Source organism: Synergistota bacterium, assembly GCA_025060595.1.
Classification (GTDB): Bacteria; Synergistota; GBS-1; order GBS-1; family GBS-1; genus 42-11.
In genome coordinates this window covers 34,925-51,589 of record JANXBX010000010.1, presented here as the reverse complement: position 1 = coordinate 51,589, position 16,665 = coordinate 34,925, and the positions used below count along the sequence as shown (strand labels likewise).

Genomic DNA, 16,665 nt, shown 5'->3' with positions numbered 1-16,665 from the left:
TTAAGCTGGACAATGAGGAAAAAAAGATATTAAGCTTTATAAAAGAGGAAGAGTTAATATCCTTAACTCAAGAGCTTATAAGGATTTCAAGCGTTTATGATCCTTCTGATGAGAATGCTAATGAAGAAAGAGTGGCTAAATTTTTGTATGAAAGGCTTAAAGGTATAGGTTTTGATGTTTATATAGAGGAAGTTGCCCCTAAGAGGCCTAATGTGGTTGCCATTCTTAGGGGCGCTTCAGGGGGCAAGACTATTCTTCTTGAGGGACATACTGATGTAGTTACTCCAGGTGATGTAAATAGATGGAAATGCCATCCTTTTAGTGGAGAAATAGTTGATGGGAAGATCTATGGTAGGGGTTCGTGCGATACAAAAGGGAATTTAGCTGCAGCTATAATTGCTGCTAAAGCTTTGAAGGACTCTGAAATAAAATTCTCAGGGAAGGTTATACTATGCATTCCGGTGGATGAGGAAGGCCTTATGATTGGGATAAAGGATTTTATAAAGCGCGGTTGGGCCGATGATGTAGATGGTGCTATAATTTGTGAACCTGTTGATAATCAAATTTGCCTGGATATAAAAGGAGCTTTAAGGGTTATTCTTAGAGTTAAGGGGAAAATGGCTCATGGTTGTATGCCTTATGCTGGTATAAATCCAAATATAGGTATGGCTAAAGCAATCTTGAAGATTAGAGATCTTGAAGCAGAGGAGAAGGAAAGACTGAAGGCTCATGAGTATCTTGGTTATCCGAGTATAACGCCTACGGTTGTTATGTCCCCTTCTAATGGTAAAGGTCAGCTTAATGTTATACCTGAGGATTGTTTGATAGGATATGATATAAGGACTATTCCGGGGCAGGATGATATTGATTTAATAGAGAGAATCAAAGCTTGCTTAGATAGTATAAAACTTGAGATTACGGATTTTAATTATGAGCTTGAGGTTTTAGAGAGAAGACCTTGCGTCAGTACCCCTAAGGATGATCCCATAGTTAAGGCAGTTCATAGAGCTTACCGAAAGGTTAAGGGGAAAGAGCCTATTTATAACGGTGTTCCTGGAGCTACCGATGGGACTTTCTTAAGGGCTTGGAAAAACATCCCTGTAGTAGTGATAGGAGCGGGAGAAAGGGAGATTCCTCATCAGGTGGATGAGTATGTTATTATAGAAGACCTTCTTGATACAGCTAAGATATATGCTTTAAGCATATTGGATTTTTTAAGGGAGGGAGAGGGATAGGATATGAATACGGTAGAGAAGTATAGAGAATATGTAAATACGAGTATGGTTAAAGCTATAGAACCTGTAGTTATAGAAAGAGCTAAAGGTGCAATAATTTATGATGAAAGTGGAAAGGAGTATATTGACTGCTTCGCTGGTATAGCTGTTGTTAATGCAGGCCATTGTAATGATGAAGTTGTAAAAGCGGCCAAAGAGCAAATAGAAAAGTTAATACATGCCTGTACTTATGTTTACTATATAAAGCCTGTGGCTGATCTAGCCGAGAAGCTTGCTCAAATTACACCTGGTAAGTTAAAGAAAACCTTCTTCTCTAATAGTGGAGCGGAAGCAAATGAGGCTGCGATGAGAGCATCTAAGCAATTTACAGGTAAGTATGAGTTTATTGCCCTTCAGTATTCTTTCCATGGAAGAACTGTTGGGACCTTAAGCATAACTGGTAATATGGGGAGAAAAAGAAATGGTGGGCCATATCTTTCTGGAACAACTTTTTCGCCTGCGCCTTACTGTTATCGATGTTCCTTTGGCTTAAGCTATCCTAGTTGTGATTTGAGATGTGCTAAGTTCCTTGAAGATGTGATTAGATTTAATACGAGTGGAAGCGTTGCTGCATTTTTTGCCGAACCTCTCCTAGGTGAAGGGGGTATTATAGTTCCTCCAACTGAGTATTTTAAAGAAGTAAAGTCTATACTTGACAAGTATGGGATACTCTTTATAGTTGATGAAGTTCAAAGCGGCTTTGGTAGAACTGGTAAGATGTTTGCCATAGAGCATTATGGTGTTGAACCTGATGGTATGACTCTGGCTAAGGGAATTGCTGATGGTTTTCCTCTGGGGGCATTTATAGCTAAAGAGGAGCTTGCAAATGCTTTTAGACCTGGTGATCACTTGAGTACCTTCGGAGGAAATCCTGTTTCATGTGCAGCTGCCTTAGCAAATATTGAATTTATGCTTCGCGAGGATCTTCCTAAGCAAGTTGAGGAAAAAGGTAACTGGTTTTTAGGTAAGCTTGCGGAGCTTAAAGAGCTATTTAAACTTATAGGTGACATAAGAGGTAAAGGGTTAATGATAGGGATAGAGCTTGTTAAGGGTAAGGATAAAGCTCCCGCTTCTGAAGAAGCTGAAGCTCTTAGGAGGCTTTGTAGGGAGAGGGGGCTTCTTGTTGGGGTTGGGGGTGTTTATGGAAACGTTATAAGAATTCAACCACCTCTTATTATATCGAGGGATGAGCTTGAAAAAGCCTATGAGATACTTAAGGAAAGCCTTGGGTTGCTGAGTAGGGAATAGGGAAGTTTTAATTTCATGGAGCAAATTAACAATAATTAAAGAAGTTATAAGTTTCCTGTGAATCATTTGGTGGCAACTTTTATGTTAAAATCTTTTAAGGGGGAGGTGTTTTAAAATCGGGGAAAATAGGATTGCTATTATAACTACAGGTGGGACTATTTCAATGGATGAGTCTGGAAACAGTGGGCTGATGCCTCGCCTTAAAGGTGCGGATCTTGTTAGCAAGCTACCTGTTCTTCCTTCAAATGTTTCGGAGATAGAAGTTAAGGAGTGGAAGTTGCTTCCATCAGGTTATTTAACTACAAGGGATGTAATGGAATTGGTTCGTTTAATAAGAGAGCTTTCAAAGAGCTATGATGGTATAGTTGTGACCCATGGGACTGATGCCCTTGAGGAAACATCTTATATGGTGGATCTTCTTTACGGTGGTGCTGTTCCTGTGGTTTTTACTGGGGCGATGTATCCTTTAAGCTTTCCTGGTAGCGATGCTTTAAGGAACCTATATAACGCTATAAAAGTTGCTTCTTGCTTTGATGCTATAGGACAAGGCGTTTTGGTGGTCATGAATGATGAAATTCATGCTGCTTCTGAAGTTATAAAGCTAAAATCTTTCGGAATAGACGCCTTTTCTTCTTTCCCTTACGGCTTTTTAGGAAGTTTAACACCTAATGGAGTAGAGTTTAGAAGAAAGCTTCTTAAGAGGGAATTTTATGAGATTGATGAAGTAGAAGAAAGGGTTGCTTTGATAAAGGTTTGCTTCTCTATGGATCCAGATATTATAGATCTTTTAATTTCCGCCAATTATAAAGGGATAGTTTTAGAAGGTATGGGAGTGGGTAATGTTCCTCCTTCTTTGGTTCCATTTTTAGAGAAAGCCTTAGAGAATGGTCTTTTTATAGTTCTTGCAAGTAGGTGCCCAGGTTCTGATGTAATTCCGATATATGGATATAGTGGTGGTAGCTTGGATCTTGTCAAGAGAGGCATCATACCGGCTGGGAAGCTTAATGGGTTGAAAGCAAGGGTTAAGTTGATGGTTCTTTTGGGAGTAACTAGAGATATCGATGAGTTAAGGGAAAGGTTCTCCTAAGAAGAGGGGGGTTGTTTAGTGAAAGATAAGTTTGTAGGAGCGCTTCTCGGGCTTGCTGTAGGTGATGCTCTGGGTATGCCCTTTGAAGGATGGAATTCGAGGGATATTAGGAAAAAATGGGATAGAAAGAGTTTTCTTTCACGCGCTGGTTTGAAAGCAGGGCAATTTACTGATGATACTATGCTTGCTATTGCTCAGGCGGAAAGCATTATAGATAAAGGAGATATAGATCCTGAAGACACAGCTAAAAAGCTTGTAGAATGGTATAAAAAAGGTGATACAAGAGGAGTAGGTAAGGTAACGAAGGAGGCTATAGAGAAACTCCTTAAAGGAATTTCGTGGAGGGAGAGTGGAATTGGTGGAGATATGGCTGCAAGTAATGGGGGGGCTGTTAGGGTAGTTCCTCTTGCTCTTCTTTATAAGGATGATTTTAATAAGTTAAAGGAAAAAGTTAAGCTTGCTGTTGAAATAACTCATAAAAATATAGAAGCTATAAAGGGAGCCCAAGCTATAGCTTATGCTATAGCTCGTGCATCTAGTGGAACTCTTAATCCTGATACGTTCCTAATGGAAGTTGCGGATTATGTGGGTAATTCTGAAATTGCAAATAAGCTTAAGAAGGCTCATAGCTACTTGCAAGAGGACTTTCCTCCTATGGATGCTCTTCCTCTTCTGGGGACAAGCGTATATGTAGTTGAAAGCGTTCCAAGTGCGCTTTATTGTTTCGCGTTTTCACCAGATAGTTTTCTTGGAAGTGTGGTTAATGCTGTTATGGCTGGTGGAGATACTGATACTATAGCAGCATTAACCGGCGCTATAAGTGGAGCTTTTAATGGGGCTGGGGCTATTCCTGAAAACTGGCTAAACGGGTTAGAGAGAAGGGATTATATAACTTCTCTTGGTGAGAGATTATATGAGCTTTGGGAGAGAAAAAAGGAGAGGTAGGAAAGCTTAATGGTTTCTTTACTTGATAGTAATGAGTTGGAAAAAAGGAAAAAAGAACTGGAAAGAATAAGTGAGATTGCACGTACAGCTTTAATTTTTGCCACGGATAAAAGATACTATATTCCTTTAACCCCAGAGAATTATGAAAGGTGTTATAAAATAGTGGAAAAATTTAAGGAAAGTAATATTCCACTGACATGGGAGAACTTCATCAAGGAATGGGGACTTAACTTAGGGACAAGTGATAAAGAGACGGTCTTAGCTGAGACCTCGGCTAAGCTTTATGCTGTAGCTGAAGAGCTTGCCAATCATGCTGAAAACCTGCATGGGATGGGAAAAGATTTTGATTCTACGATTGAGATTTTTTCTGATGGGGTTAAAGAAGCTGTTGAGAAAAGAGATATATCTTCTTTAGTTAAGGGATTGCTTGAGGAGGTTGTAAGAGCTAGAAAGAAGATAGATGATCTCAACAAGGAGCTTGAGGATTCTAAGAGACAGATAAAGGATTTGAAACAAGAGCTTAAGAAAGTACAAACAGAAGCTTTGACTGATCGTTTAACTGGGGCTCTTAACAGAGGTAGTTTGGAGACAATGGTTGTTCTGAATATAAAGAAAAAGAAGGTAGAAGGTACCCCATTTAGTGTAGTTATATTTGACATAGATAATTTCAAGGAAATAAATGATAAATATGGGCATGTATTTGGTGATGACGTTTTAAGAAAGGTAACTGAAGTCGTTAAAAGCGGACTATCTAATGGAGATCTGCTTTATCGATATGGAGGAGATGAGTTCTGTATTCTTATGCCAGGTAGAAAGCTAGAGGATGCTTTTGCAGTTATGGAGAGAATCCTTTCAAATGTGGAGAAAGTTTTGTTCCCTACTAGTAAAGGGAATCAGATAAGGGTTACTTTAAGTGCTGGTTTAGCTGAGGCTAGCAAGAAAGATACGCCAAGAGAGCTTCTTTTAAGAGCTGATGAAGCCTTATATCTTGCAAAAAGCAAGGGTAAAGGAAATATAAAAACGGAAAGAGATTTGAAGACTTCTATGATTGCTAAGGTAGTTGAATAATGTATCTTTCCTAGGGTATGGCCTTTGATAGTAGCTTAATTTATCTTCTTGTAAAAGAGGCGAAATCTTCTCTTTTGGGAAAAGTTATTAAAGGGGTAAAAGGAAATAGGGAAGGTTTTTCTTTCGAAGTTGGGAAAGAAGAGCATTTTATTTTCATTTTGCATGAAAGGAGTTTTTCTGCCTTCATTAGTAAAGACCCTTTTGTGCCTTCCGATGAGATAGAGTCTCCTTTCGTTTTGCTCTTGAGAAAACATCTTGTAGGGAGCACTTTAGTTAGTATATATCAGAATGAGTTTGATAGGGTCATTATCTTAGACTTTGAGGTAGTTTATCCTGGTAGACTTGTTGAAAGGAAGCGTTTATTTGTAGAGTTTATTCCAAAGAAGTTAAATGCTATTTTAGTTGGAGAAGGTAGAAGAGTAATAGGCAGTTGGAATAAAGTCTCATATGAGGCTAACTTTTATTTGTCTCCTCCTTCCGTGGGAGTAAATCCTCTTCATTTAAATGAGTTTAATGAAAATGCTTTTAAAACGAGATCTTATCAGGGGTTAAGCAGAAATCTTATAAGCTTCTTAAACTCTTTCCCTAATGTAGAGATAGGATGGAATGAATGGTTAGACAGATTACAGAAGGGAAACTATAAGCCAACCCTCTTTCTTTCCCCTGAAGGACATCCCCTTGATTATTGGATTTTTGACTACGATATGGAAGGGGCCATAGGTAGAAAATATTTTAATAGCCTTTCAGAGTTAATAGAGTCCTTTTTAAAAGAGAAGGCTGAGGTTGATCTTTTAAGGGAAGAGGAGCAAAGGAGAGCTAAGGAAATAGAAGATAGACGTAGATATCTTCTTAAGAAGAGAGAAAATCTAAATAAATTCTTATCGAGAAGGGATGAGGTAAGAAGGTTTGAGATTATCGGTGAAATGATATTTACTAATCTTTCATCTATACCTGACAAGGCTTCAAGAGTCAATATGGTTAATCCATATACGGGTGAAATTGAAGAAGTGGAACTTGATCCTTCTTTGACGCCTGCAATGAATGCTCAGAGGTACTTTAAAGAGGCTTCAAAGCTTAAAAGAGGGATAGAGAAGGCGGAGGAGGAACTTAAGAAGGTTGAGGAAGAGCTTTCTAAGCTCGAGGGGGTAAAAACACTAAGTTTATCGGTTGAAAGGAAGAAACCTTCTGAGGTAAGCAGCCCTTTTAGGGAGTTTAAATATAATGGCTGGACTATATTAGTTGGTAAGGGGAGCTCTTCAAATGAGATTTTAACCTTTAAGATAGCTTCGGGAGAGGATGTTTGGCTTCATGTTAAAGGCTCACCGGGTAGTCATGTTATAATAAAAAATTTCTCACGATCTGATGTTCCTCAAGATGTTTTAGAGATTGCTGCTTCTTTAGCTGCTTATTATAGTAAAGCTAAGATGAATACAAAAGTCCCTGTCGACTATACGTTGGTCAAGTATGTTAAAAGGCATCCTTCTGGTAAGAAAGGAGCTGTTTTAATTAAGAATCAAAAAACTATTTGGGTAAGACCAAGGAGCGGAGAAAATCTCTAAGGTCTTTAGGTAAGGGTGACCTAAATATAAGGGTTTTCATTGTTCTAGGGTGATTGAAGGATAGATAGTATGCGTGTAAGAATTGTCTTTCTAATCCAGAAATCTTTCCTTGTCCATATATTTCGTCCCCTGCAACAGGATATCCTTCATAGGAGAAGTGAACTCTTATTTGGTGGGTTCTTCCTGTTTTAATCTTAACTTCCACTAAAGTGAAATTTTTGTATCTTTTAAGAACCTTGAATAAGGTTATGGCTTCTCTTCCCCCAAGGGTTACTTTCATCTTTTTTCTATCAAAAGGATCCCTTCCTATGGGTAGGTCTATTACACCCTCATCAATAGGTAGGTTTCCGACAAGTAAGGCTAGATATTTTTTATCTATTTTCCTTTCAGCAAAGTCTTTGGAGAGCTTATTATATGCTAACGGGCTTTTAGCTATTATCATTAATCCCGAAGTGTCTTTATCAAGCCGATGGATTATACCTGGCCTTTCTGGAGAAGAGGCTGGTAAATCCTTGTATCTGTTGAGTAATGCGTTGACTACCGTGTTTTCTTCACATCCTGGCGCTGGGTGAACTGCCATGCCAGCGGGTTTGTCTATGATCAGTATATCCTCATCTTCATAAACCGTTTTTAGAGCTATGTCTTGGGGCTTTAGTTCCTTCTGTGGAGGGGAAAACTCCTCTATTTTAATTTCATCACCGGCTTTTATCTTGTAACTTGGTTCGCTTTTCTTTTCATTAACTTTTACCTTGCCCTCTTCTATGAGATCCTTTATAAAGGATCTGGAGAACTCGAGTAGCTTTTCTGCAAGAAACTTGTCTAATCGTTTACCCGCCTCTTCAAGGTTAACTTTAATTATTATCATCTCTATTTATAAAGAAGATCATAAATAAAAATATTAATCCTATTGTCATAAAAGCATCAGCTAAATTGAAGATCGGCCATTTATAAATACTAATGAAATCTATGACTTTACCGTAGCTTAATCTATCGATAAGGTTTCCTATGGCTCCACTAACTATTAAGCTTCTTCCTATTTTAAATCCCGTTTTATTAATATGAAAGAAATATAATCCTCCTATTAGTATTGCAGTTATGACTATCCACCAAAGGTTATTTTCGAAAACCTTCAATCCCCACAGAGAGCCTTCATTAAAGGTAAGTTTAAGCCTAAAGAAAGGGAGAAGAAGGGTTTTACCCTCTCCTCCCCATAGATTTTCTAAAGCCCATATTTTGGATAGTCTATCTATTCCGATACAGGTGATGAATAGCCCAGCTTCTTTAACACTGAGGCGCATCTCGGACAGGTGTTTGGATAGGATAGGTCTTTCCCTGTATCTATGTGGTACTGCCAGCACCTTTCGCACTTATTTCCATCGGCCTTTAATATTTTCACTTCGGTTCCGAGATCTTCTTCATCTTTATAATCGAAGTCGTTCAAGTTTTTACTATAGACTTCCACTTGGGAAACTATGAATATGTCTGTAAGCTCTTTTTCTGAGAAATGGTTTCTTATTTCTTCTTCAGGTATAAAGATTCTTACCTTGGCCTCAAGAGAGGATCCTATGAGGTCCTTTTGTCTAGCTAACTCTATAGCTTTATTTACTGCTTTTCTTATCTTTATTATCTTATCCCATCTTTTTTCTAAATCCTCGTTTATGTATTTTTCCTCTACTGTAGGCCAATCGCTTAAGTGGACGCTTTTATCTCTTGTTTCCGGTTCAGGAAGGTTTTGCCATATTTCTTCTGCGGTAAATGTAAGAAGAGGGGCTAAAAGCTTTGCTAAGGCTAATATTATTTGGAAAAGAACAGTTTGAGCGCTTCTCCTTTCCTTAGAATCTGGGGGCATTACATATAGTCTATCTTTTAATATGTCAAGATAGAAAGAGCTCATGTCGAGTACGCAAAAATCATGTATATAGTGATAAGGAAGGTGAAACTCATAGTGGTCATATCCCCAAGTTACTCTCTTTATAAGTTGTTGAAGTCTATGCAATGCCCATTTGTCTATTTCTGGTAACTCTTCGTATGGTACGGAGTCCTTAGAGGGACAGAAGTCGTATAAATTGCCAAGAATGAATCTTGCTGTATTTCTTATCTTTCGATAGGCTTCAACTAGCTGTTCTAGAATCTTATTTGATATTCTGACGTCCACCCTATAATCTGCTGAAGCAACCCAAAGTCTTAACAGATCTGCTCCGTATTTTTCTATGACTTCCTGTGGGTAAATTACATTTCCAAGAGATTTAGACATCTTTCTTCCTTCACCGTCTACAATAAATCCATGAGTTAATACCGATTCATAGGGTGCTCTTCCTTTTACTGCAACCGATGTTAAAAGAGATGTCTGGAACCATCCCCTGTGTTGATCTGAGCCCTCAAGATACATATCTGCGGGCCATTTTAAGTCTGTGTTGTCTTCTAAAACAGCGAAATGACTTACTCCAGAATCAAACCATACATCCATGGTATCCGTTTCCTTATCAAAACCTTTAGAGTTTCCGCAATGAGGGCACTTGAAGTCTTTGCCCAAAATATCTTCAGAGCTTTTTGAGAACCAGGCATTTGATCCCTCTTTTAAAAAGAGCTCTTTTACTTTTTCTATAGTTTTTTCAGTAATTATTTCTTTGCCACAGCTTTTGCAGTAAAAGGCTGGTATTGGGACTCCCCATACTCTTTGTCTTGAAAGACACCAATCGGATCTTTCTTTTACCATGTTATATATCCTATTCTTACCCCAATCGGGTATCCATTCTACTTCGTCTATTGATTTAAGTGCTATTTCCCTGAAGGCACTCACGTTTATAAACCATTGTGGAGTTGCTCTGAATATAACTGGGTTTTTACACCTCCAGCAGTGAGGATACGAGTGACTTATTTTGTCAGCGTGTAATAGATTGTTATTTTCTTTCATTATCTCTATTATTTTGTAATCTGCTTCATCATACCTTAGCCCCTCAAGTATGGGTATATCTGCAGTGAACCTTCCCTTATTATCTAGTGGCGAAAATGGTTCAAGACCATATCTTACACCCATTTCATAGTCTTCAGGACCGTGTCCTGGTGCGGAGTGGACACAGCCGGTACCTTCTTCGAGAGTTACAAATTCTGCTAAAAGCAATGGTACCTCTCTTTCCAAAAAGGGGTGGATTACTTTAAGGTTTTCTAGCATTTTCCCCTTTACACTACTTAATATCTTTAATTCTTCCTTAATTAACTCTTCAATCCTGCTTTTTGTCTTTAAAGCTATGATAAAGGCCTCGCTTTTTCCCTCTACTAATGCATAGTCATATTCAGGATGAAGTGCTATGGCTAAATTAGCTGGTAGTGTCCAAGGCGTTGTAGTCCATATGAGAACGCTTATCGGTTTATCTGTTATGTTGTTAAAAAACTTCCTAAGGTCCCCCGTATCTTTAAATTTTACGTATATAGAATGGGAGCTCTCATCCCAGTATTCTACTTCTGCTGCAGCTAAGGCTGTTTCACAGGAGGCGCACCAGAAAACGGGTTTCTTCCATCTATAGAGATATCCTTTAGAAGCTATTTTTCCAAGAATTTCTATTTGCTTTGCCTCGTACCTTGGGTCTAAAGTTATGTAATAGCTTTCCCAATGTCCCCTTACACCAAGCCTCCTAAACTCTTCTTTTTGAATATTGACAAATTTAAGAGCATATTCCCTGCACATATCTCTGAGCTTTGCCGGTTCAATTTCATCCTTTTTAAGGTTATTTGTCTTTAAAACTTGATACTCTATGGGTAGTCCATGTGTGTCCCATCCTGGTACATAAGGGGCGTCAAATCCCCGCATGAATTTATATCTCACTATAAAATCCTTTAGAACCTTGTTGAATGCTGTTCCTATGTGTATTGGGCCATTAGCATAAGGAGGTCCATCATGTAGAACGAACTTCGGAGCTCCCCTTCTTTTTTCTCTTGCCTTTTTGTTGATATTTTCCCTTTCCCAAAAGTTGAGTATTTCTGGCTCCCTTTGGGGAAGGTCAGCCTTCATTGGAAATTTTGTTTTGGGAAGATTTAAAGTATCTTTATAATCCATTACCTTCACCTCTCGTTTAGGCATTTTATAGGGGTTTTATTGAATTATATCAAATGGGGTGAAGATTTGAAAGGTTTAAGAGTATAATACTAATAAAAGGAGGTGGTTCGGTGGGAACTAAAAATATTATAATAGATCCTAAGATATTTGGTGTTTTCCCAGATTTCAAAAGGGGAGTTGTTTTAGTGGACTTTATGGAAAACGGGTTGTGGCATTCGGAAATAGAGCTGCTTTTAAGAGAGGCTTTAGAGCTTAGGCGTGACGGAAATTGGATAGAGCATGATTATGTCAGAGCCTGGGATGAGGCTTATAAGAAGTTTGGTTCTAATCCGAATCGTTATCCTCCTTCTATAAAATCCTTATTAAAGAGGATTCAAAAGGGGGGAGATATTCCTTTTGTAAATAGCGTAGTTGCCTTATTTAACTATATTTCTCTAAAATATTTGATTCCATGTGGTGGAGATGATGTGGACAAAATAAAGGGGAATCTTCGATTGTCTTTTGCTGAGGGTAAAGAGAAGTTTGTACCTATAGGGGGTGGTAAAGAGGAAAATCCAGAACCTGGCGAAGTAATTTACTTTGATGATGATAGCTTGTATGTTATGTGTAGAAGGTGGAACTGGCGAAACGGTGACTTCAGCAAAATAACAGGAGAAACCAAAAGAGTAGTTATAAATCTTGATGGTATTGGTTTAACTCCAGAGGAAGTTATAGTTAAAGCGAGAGATGAGCTTGCTGAGCTTCTTCAAAAGTATTGTTCTGCTAAAGTTAGGGTGTGTTTGCTTAATAAGGAGCGAAATGTATTCCGAGCTTTTTAAGGGAGGGATGGGGAATGGATGTGTTTACTGCTATATCGAAAAGAAGGAGCATCAGAAGTTATCTTCCCAAAGATGTGGAAGAGGAAAAACTCAAGAAGATTTTTGAAGCTGCTAGGCTTGCTCCCTCAGCTAGGAATAGGCAGGAGTGGAGGTTTATAGTGATTAAAAATAAGGAATTAAAGGAAAAACTTATTCAAAATGCCTCTCCCCATCAGCCTTTCATGTTTTCAGCTCCTGTAATAATCGTAGCTTATACAACTGAAAATAATTATATTATGAAATGTAAGGTTCCAGCTCACTATATTGATATAGCTATAGCTTTGACACACATTCACCTTCAAGCAGTAGAAGAGGGGCTTGGGACCTGTTGGATAGGTTCCTTTGATCAGGATAAGGTTAAAGAGGTGCTTGGCCTTCCAAAAGAGGCAGAAGTTGTTCAACTTATGACTCTTGGCTATCCTGCTGAGGAGCCTGTTCCGAGACCAAGGTTACCCTTGGAGGAAATAGTTAAGTTTATTTAAGGAGGTGTTTCCAATGGAAGAAAAAGAAAAAATAGTTCTCGAGGCTTTTAAAAAGGCAGGTAAGCCTTTAAGGCCTGGTGATGTGGCTAAGTTAACAGGTATTGACAGTAAGGAGATATCAGAAATAATCAAAAAGCTTAAAGATGAGGGAAAGATAATTTCGCCCAAGCGCTGTTATTATTCTGTTTCTCAGTGAAGATAGAACTATATAGTTATCTTTAAGTTTCATTATTAAGGTTTTCTAAAGAATAAAAAGTTTGCTATGGTTAGAATTTTAAAATCTTTTTAAAGTAGTTGATTCTAAAGAGTTTTTACTTTAGAATAAGATATCATCTCTTTTTAATAAAGGGGGTGGAGCATATGAGGAGGTCTTTACTAGTTACAGCGGTAGTAGTTATGGTTCTTTTAGGATTAGCCTTACCCATTATATCTCAGGAAAAAACTGTAAGGGTGGTAGGAAGCTGGGGCAATCTAGCTTTACACAAGAAGTTTGAACGTCCATTGTGGACGGAAGTTCTGCCTCAGGCTTTTGGGGGTAAGTTGAAGCCGGTTTTAACTACTCTCGAACAGGTAAAGCTTTCGGGGGCGGAAGTACTTCGTGCCATGGATAAAGGCGTATTTGATGTGGTTTCTACAGTTGTTGACTATGTAGTTTCTGATGCTCCTGAGTTAGCAGGTTTAGATCTTCCGGCTATTGCTCCTGATATTGGAACAGCTCGCAAGGTAGTTGAAGCCTATAAGCCGGTTATGGCTGGTGTTCTTGAAAAGACTTTTAACGCTAAGCTTTTAGCCGTCGTTCCCTATCCTGCGCAAGTGCTTTTCTCCAAGATTGAAATAAAAGGTTTAGCTGATCTTAAAGGTAAAAAGGTTCGTGCCAGTGGCTGGACCACATCGCAATTTGTTGAGGCCCTTGGCGCAACAGGCGTAACTATAACTTTTAGTGAAGTAGCTACCGCTCTTCAAAGAGGGGTGGTTGACTGTGCTGTTACAGGAAGCCTTTCTGGATACAGTGCCGGCTGGGGAGAGGTTTCTAAGTATCTTTATCCTTTGCCCATAGGTGGTTGGGATTATGTTATGACTGTTATGAGGCTTGATGTTTGGAATTCTTTCTCTCCTGAGGAACGCAAGACTATCGAAAGCCTTATGAAGGAAAAGTATGAGAATCCTGCTTGGGATGACGCGGATGATCAAACTCGCCAGGGTATAAACTGCCTTACTGGTAAGGGAGATTGTCAGTATGGAAAGCCTAACTCGATGCAGCTTATCGAAGTTACGCCTACTGACATAGAGCTTGCTCGTAAGCTTCTTTTGGAGCATGTTCTTCCCGCGTGGGCAAAGCAAGCTGGTGAGGATGCTGTTAAGCGTTGGAATGAGAGCATAGGTAAAGTGATCGGCCTTAAGGCGGAAATTAAGAAATAGTGATTTTTTAAAAGGGGATATGGCCTTTTAAAAGGCCATATCCCCTTTTTTAAGTTGGAGGTAGATGAAAGTTGAAAGGTTTTCTTTCATCTATTGAAAGATTATGTAGGGTAAGTATTTGGTTATGCGGGGCCTTGGTTCTATTTATGGCTTTCTATATATGTGTAGATGTTTTAATGAGGAAGATCTTTGCTGTTTCCATACGAGGTGGAGATGAGTTCTCAGGTTATGTTTTGGCTATAATGAGTGGGTGGGGGTTTGTTTATGCTTTTCTTAACAAGAATCATATTAGGATAGATGTTATCTATCTTAAAACCTCGCTTAAATTCAGATCCGTATTAGATGTATTTTCCCTCTTAGCTCTTATAGCTTTTGTTTTTCCTTTAGCTTATTACTCTTTTGGTGTACTTAAGACATCCTGGATAAGAAAATCACTGTCTAATACCCCTCTTCAAACTCCTTTATGGATTCCTCAATCTCTTTGGTTTTTTGGCCTTCTTTTCTTTTCGTTTGTTTTAGCTGTGTTTTTGGGATTAACCTTGTATAACCTCTCTAAGGGTAACTTGGCAGAAGCCTATAAATTGGCTGGCTCTACAACTTTGGAAGAGGAGATAGAAGATTTAAAGGAGGGAAAGGTAAAGTGACGATAACCCTAACTTTGCTTGCAGTTCTCTTACTTCTATTGATGTTGAGTATCCCCGTAGGTGCAACTATGGGGGTATTGGGTTTAATTTTGGGAAAGCTTTTCTCTCCATTTCCTCTTCATTCTGCTATGGGGGAAGTAGCATGGATAGGAAGCACTGATTTCGTTTTGTTTGCTATACCTCTTTTTATACTATTAGGACAGATTCTCTTAAAATCTGGAATAGCTGAGGATACTTACAAAGCTGCTGATAAATGGCTTTCCTGGTTACCTGGGGGTTTGATGCATGCAAACGTTTTTGCCTCAGCGCTTTTTGCAGCAACATCTGGATCAAGTGTAGCTACAGCTGCAACTATAGGAACCCTTGCTCTTCCTCAAGCTAAAAAATATGGCTATAATGAGGCTTTGTTTGCTGGCTCTATAGCTGCTGGTGGAACCCTTGGTATACTAATTCCACCTTCTATAAACATGATAGTTTATGGTTTTTTAACAAACACCTCAATTCCTCGATTGTTTGTTGCCGGTATAATTCCAGGTATAGTACTGGCTATTCTCTTTAGTATATTTATACTTTTAGCTTGCTTAGTGAAACCTGATCTTGCAGGGAGGAGAACTTCCGAAAATGTAAGTTGGGAGGATAGAATTAAAAGCCTTAAAGACTTTTTCCCTACACTTGTGATATTTTTAATTGTGGTTGGTTCTATATATGCAGGGTTTGCTACCCCTACGGAATCTGCGGCAATGGGTGTTATTGGAGCTCTGATTTTCGCTTGGCGCAGGAAAAGACTTTCTCTTAGGATGCTTAAAGAGTCTTTTGAGGGAACTGTAAGTGCAACAGGGATGATAATGTTTATTCTCGTTGCAGCTACCTTCTTGAACTTTGTCCTTGTTTCTTTGGGCTTAACTGATACTCTTCGTGATCTTATGTCTAATCTTGGGCTTTCTCCTTTTCAAACTTTACTCGTTATAATAGCCATTTATATAGTTATGGGATTTTTTATAGAAACTCTTTCGATGATGGTATTAACTATACCAATAGTTTTTCCTGTGATAGTAGATTGCGGTTATGATCCGATATGGTTTGGTGTATTGCTTATAATTTTGATAGAAATGGCTCTTATAACTCCTCCCGTAGGGCTTAATCTGTACGTAGTTCAAGGGATAAGAAGGGAAGGGACCATTTCTGATGTGATAATAGGAAGCGTTCCCTTCGTCTTTATGATGTTGATAATGATAGCTATATTGATAAGGTTTCCGGAGCTTGCTCTCTTCTTGGCAAGGAGGGTAGATTAAATTTTGTCAGGTAAACTTATTACTTTGTAAGAGTGTTTTATCTCCCTACCAAGAATTGGATCTTCAAGGCTCATTTTATAAATTCTTGAAAATAGAACCTCTTTAGTAAGTATAGGTATAGTTCCACTGAAAATAGAAGGATTATCTAGATAATATGGTTTTTCTTCATAGGCTAACTTTACAAGTTCCTCAGGCGTTAGGATGTTTGAGACCTTTCCTTCTTGATAAAGGAGAAAATCTTCGTTTTCATTATTTTTAACCTCCATTTTTAAGATTAGCTCATCCCAGTGTTCTCTTATCTCTTTTAGTTTCCAACAAGTTGGCGCTATTACTTTGGAACAAATTTGTTTGGCTTTTGAAACTGATATTCTTTCGAGTTCTCTATCAGTGTGATCGCTACCAACGGTTACATATAATTCCCCCTCTTCATCCTTAGCTAGGAAGAACTCTACCTCTCCTGAGCTTTTCTCCCCTATTACATATATCTCTCCTTCTGTTGTTACCCTATAGGGTTCTATCCAATAAGTTGCTGGAACTTTCTCGGGTGCTGGAACCCCTAATTTTTTAAGCTCCTCTATATGGGCTATTACAGCTTTTCTGTTTCTTCCTGTATAACCTGCTGCTACGCAACTGTTCCAGCTAAGGGTAACCTCCTTCTCTCCCCCATTTTTGAAATAGCATTTAAGTTTTACCATCATGTGTTATCCCTCCTTATATCATTTATTTTATCACAGTG

16 protein-coding genes are annotated in these 16,665 nt (G+C 38.6%); 12 read left to right on the top strand and 4 right to left on the bottom strand.

What is annotated here, in order from left to right; translation table 11 throughout:
- Nucleotides 1-5 precede the first annotated feature (5 nt).
- The 6 genes from NZ900_07495 (at nt 6) to NZ900_07470 (ending at nt 7,181) form a co-directional block, all read left to right on the top strand.
- Nucleotides 6-1,235, top strand: a complete 1,230-nt coding sequence (locus NZ900_07495) for a M20 family metallopeptidase (GenBank protein ID MCS7233927.1) — start codon at nt 6-8, stop codon at nt 1,233-1,235.
- 3 nt (nt 1,236-1,238) lie between these two features.
- On the top strand, nt 1,239-2,522 hold the full coding sequence (locus NZ900_07490) for an aspartate aminotransferase family protein (protein MCS7233926.1): 1,284 nt from the start codon (nt 1,239-1,241) through the stop codon (nt 2,520-2,522).
- Nucleotides 2,523-2,661: 139 nt separating this feature from the next.
- Complete coding sequence (locus tag NZ900_07485) at nt 2,662-3,609, top strand: asparaginase (protein MCS7233925.1); 948 nt, start codon at nt 2,662-2,664, stop codon at nt 3,607-3,609.
- An 18-nt stretch (nt 3,610-3,627) separates the two neighbouring features.
- Nucleotides 3,628-4,554, top strand: coding sequence for an ADP-ribosylglycohydrolase family protein (locus NZ900_07480; GenBank protein ID MCS7233924.1), 927 nt, complete (start codon nt 3,628-3,630; stop codon nt 4,552-4,554).
- Between the two features lie 9 nt (nt 4,555-4,563).
- Entirely contained in the window at nt 4,564-5,622 is a 1,059-nt protein-coding gene (locus NZ900_07475; protein MCS7233923.1) for a diguanylate cyclase, read from the top strand.
- 17 nt (nt 5,623-5,639) lie between these two features.
- Nucleotides 5,640-7,181, top strand: coding sequence for an NFACT family protein (locus tag NZ900_07470; protein MCS7233922.1), 1,542 nt, complete (start codon nt 5,640-5,642; stop codon nt 7,179-7,181).
- Here NZ900_07470 and NZ900_07465 read toward each other — a convergent pair.
- Genes NZ900_07465 through ileS form a run of 3 tightly spaced genes read right to left on the bottom strand, consistent with a single transcriptional unit; the run spans nt 7,144 to nt 11,235 of the window.
- The gene (locus tag NZ900_07465) at nt 7,144-8,046 is read right to left on the bottom strand and encodes an RluA family pseudouridine synthase (protein MCS7233921.1); all 903 of its coding nucleotides are present in this window, start codon (nt 8,044-8,046) and stop codon (nt 7,144-7,146) included. The genes NZ900_07470 and NZ900_07465 overlap by 38 nt on opposite strands.
- Nucleotides 8,033-8,479 (bottom strand): signal peptidase II, encoded by a 447-nt coding sequence (gene lspA, locus NZ900_07460; protein ID MCS7233920.1) that lies wholly within the window; start codon nt 8,477-8,479, stop codon nt 8,033-8,035. The genes NZ900_07465 and lspA overlap by 14 nt, the downstream gene beginning before the upstream one ends.
- The gene (gene ileS / locus NZ900_07455) at nt 8,428-11,235 is read right to left on the bottom strand and encodes an isoleucine--tRNA ligase (protein ID MCS7233919.1); all 2,808 of its coding nucleotides are present in this window, start codon (nt 11,233-11,235) and stop codon (nt 8,428-8,430) included. Before ileS ends, lspA begins: the two co-directional genes overlap by 52 nt.
- Before the next feature lie 110 nt (nt 11,236-11,345).
- On the opposite strand from ileS, the gene NZ900_07450 reads away from it, so the two are divergent.
- The 6 genes from NZ900_07450 (at nt 11,346) to NZ900_07425 (ending at nt 15,929) form a co-directional block, all read left to right on the top strand.
- On the top strand, nt 11,346-12,053 hold the full coding sequence (locus tag NZ900_07450; GenBank protein MCS7233918.1) for a phenylalanine--tRNA ligase beta subunit-related protein: 708 nt from the start codon (nt 11,346-11,348) through the stop codon (nt 12,051-12,053).
- A gap of 14 nt (nt 12,054-12,067) precedes the next feature.
- Nucleotides 12,068-12,574 (top strand): nitroreductase family protein, encoded by a 507-nt coding sequence (locus tag NZ900_07445; GenBank protein ID MCS7233917.1) that lies wholly within the window; start codon nt 12,068-12,070, stop codon nt 12,572-12,574.
- A 13-nt stretch (nt 12,575-12,587) separates the two neighbouring features.
- Complete coding sequence (locus NZ900_07440; GenBank protein ID MCS7233916.1) at nt 12,588-12,770, top strand: MarR family transcriptional regulator; 183 nt, start codon at nt 12,588-12,590, stop codon at nt 12,768-12,770.
- Nucleotides 12,771-12,934: 164 nt separating this feature from the next.
- Nucleotides 12,935-13,993 carry a TRAP transporter substrate-binding protein gene (locus NZ900_07435; GenBank protein MCS7233915.1) on the top strand — a complete coding sequence of 353 codons (1,059 nt, stop codon included), beginning with the start codon at nt 12,935-12,937 and terminating at the stop codon, nt 13,991-13,993.
- Between the two features lie 71 nt (nt 13,994-14,064).
- Entirely contained in the window at nt 14,065-14,637 is a 573-nt protein-coding gene (locus tag NZ900_07430; protein MCS7233914.1) for a TRAP transporter small permease, read from the top strand.
- Nucleotides 14,638-14,639: 2 nt separating this feature from the next.
- Nucleotides 14,640-15,929, top strand: a complete 1,290-nt coding sequence (locus NZ900_07425) for a TRAP transporter large permease (protein ID MCS7233913.1) — start codon at nt 14,640-14,642, stop codon at nt 15,927-15,929.
- Here NZ900_07425 and NZ900_07420 read toward each other — a convergent pair.
- Complete coding sequence (locus NZ900_07420; GenBank protein ID MCS7233912.1) at nt 15,926-16,627, bottom strand: DUF2848 domain-containing protein; 702 nt, start codon at nt 16,625-16,627, stop codon at nt 15,926-15,928. The two genes, NZ900_07425 and NZ900_07420, sit on opposite strands and share 4 nt — an antisense overlap.
- Nucleotides 16,628-16,665: the final 38 nt, after the last annotated feature.